Raw genomic sequence first — 2,330 nt, 5'->3', positions numbered from 1 at the left:
CCCCCAGCGCCAACCACTGCCCCAACACCCGCGCTCCCGTCTTCCACCTCACCTGTGCCTTCTCCCGCTGTATTGAAACATCATGAAACACCGCGTCAAACGTCGCGCCGCGTCAGGAATCAGACACCCCAAGCCCCCGTGGGACAAAGTTTCACGCATTCCTCGAATTCTGACTGAACGCGTTATTCCAGTTTGCGGGTGATTCGCGAATCGACGGCGTGTACGGTTCGGGTTCCCCCTACATCCCCCCGTGGGAAGAGAAGAGAGCGGGCATGTTCTTCCGTCGCAATGGGCTGTCCTTCGCGGTTGCCGTGGCCACCGCAGCGGTGAGTGGTAGCGCCCTGGCGAGCACCATCAACCAGAACACCTCGTGGACCATCGACCGGTCCACGTCCACGACGAAGTATCGCGTCGTGGCGTACGGCGACTCCATCTATGCGGGCTACAACGGAGGCCTGACGGCGGTCGCGCGCCGCGCGGCGCCCGTGGTGCAGGGTGAGTACCTGGCCAAGACGTGGAACGCGGACATCGAGGTCATCCGCCGCACCAAGTCCGGCGCGAAGGCGGACGACATCTACAACAACAAGATTGTCTCCGAGCGCTCGTACATGCAGACGGCCAACACGCGCGCCGTGATGTTCGAGATGTGCGGCAATGACTACCTGCAGGCGCGCAGCGCGTTCTCGGGGCAGTCCGGCACCTGTAACTACAGCGGCCTGGAGGCGGCGCTGGCGGCCTGCACCACGTACACGGAGCGGGCCATGCAGGCCATCAACCAGTACGCGACGTCGGCCAAGGTGAAGATCGTCTCCAACATCTACTACCCCGGCTTCGACGCGGACAACGTGCAGACGTCTTGCCGTGACGCGTCCACGGGCGCCACGGTGAACAAGCAGGTGAAGTTCCTGCCCCTGCTGGCGCGCAGCAACTGGCGCACGTGCAACCTGGCGGCGAAGTACGGCTTCCAGTGCGCGGACTCCTTCGCGGAGATGATGGCCGCGGACTACGACAGCAACGGCGACGGCCAGGTGGACTCGGCCGCCATCCGCTACCGCGCGGGCGAGAGCGAGGCCGACTACGTGGCCCGCATCACCGGCGCCCTGCGCTCCACGCTGCGCGACGCGAACACCCACTTCGTCAACGCCAGCACCAGCTACGACTACATCCAGTCGGACAACACCCACCCGACGTACTTCGGCACCACCATCGGCGTGAGCATCTTCTCGGGCTCGGGCTCCGGCACGGGCGCGCCCCAGTTCACCGACACCCAGGTGGTCAACGGCAAGAACCCCGAGTGGAACAAGACCGGCCACGAGCGCATGGGCTGGGAAGGCTCGCGCTTCAACCCCGCGACGCCGTGAGGTCAGCGCCCGCTCCTCGCGGGTGAACCGCTGCATCCCAGGGCCTCCGATGCTCGTCCGAGCGTCGGGGGCCTTCGTCGTTCCAGCCAGGCACTCACGACAGGAAGCGCAGCGCGGTGAAGGCCATGATGCCGCCGTAGTACACGAGGCGGCAGCACCACTCTGCCCCTCGGCGCACGCCGCGCGTCCACGAGGGGAACCACCTCGCCGCCGCCAGCGACAGTCCTTCCGCCACCGCGCGCCAGAAGACGGCGATGAGCAGGAGGCTCAGCGCGATGGGCGCGTAGTAGCGACCGAACGAGCGCAGGTACGCGGTGAGCCCCGACATCTGGTACTCGCCGAACGGACCGCCGAAGGCGATGTACTGGTGCGCCCGGAAGAAGATGCCCGCGGGCACCAGCGGGAACACCACCAGCTTGAGCAGCAGGTGGTACCAGCGCTTCTTCCACAGCTCCCGCCGCGCCCGTCCATAGCGCACCAGCGGATGCGACGCGGCCTCGCCCAGCGAGCCCTCGCGGCGGCCGAGCGCGACGAGCAGCGGCAGCGCGTCCTCGACCTCCAGGCCGTGCCCCAGCGCGCGTCCCGACTTCATGCGCACGACGAGCCCCGGGCCCGGCAGCGGCAGTCTCCACGGGCGCACCGCGTCCACGACCTCGAGCGGAACCTCCAACCGCGCGCCGTCTCGCAGCGTGAGCGTGAGGCCCGTGGCGCCCACCTCGAGCGTGGCGCGGGCCCGGGCGCGCATCCCCGCGACGAGCACCACCGGGAGCCCACAGCCGAAGGCGAGGCCGAGGAGGAGCGGCTGCGCGGTGAGCGTCTGCGTGCCCTGGAGGATGTCCGACATCAGCCAGGTGGTGAAGACCAGCAGGCAGGTCATCATCACCAGACGCGCCGTCACGGCCACGCCGCGTTGCGCCGTCGTCCAGGCGTGGAGCGTGAAGCGCTCGGGCTCGGCGGTGGGCGTGGGGG

General features: G+C 68.2%; 2 protein-coding genes. One reads left to right on the top strand and one right to left on the bottom strand.

What is annotated here, in order from left to right:
• Window positions 1–272: 272 nt before the first annotated feature.
• A complete protein-coding gene (locus FL311_RS42645) occupies window positions 273–1,361 on the top strand; it encodes an SGNH/GDSL hydrolase family protein (protein WP_141333344.1) in 1,089 nt (362 codons plus the stop codon).
• A 94-nt stretch (window positions 1,362–1,455) separates the two neighbouring features.
• Here FL311_RS42645 and FL311_RS44645 read toward each other — a convergent pair.
• Window positions 1,456–2,330 (bottom strand): hypothetical protein (locus FL311_RS44645; RefSeq protein ID WP_141333343.1); only part of this gene is annotated, 875 nt, incomplete at its 5' end.

Origin of the sequence: Myxococcus sp. AB025B, assembly GCF_006518215.1 — a bacterium.
GTDB classification, from domain to species: Bacteria; Myxococcota; Myxococcia; order Myxococcales; family Myxococcaceae; genus Myxococcus; species Myxococcus fulvus.
The sequence above is the reverse complement of the archived record's forward strand: the minus strand, read 5'-3'. Positions and strand labels throughout refer to the sequence as shown.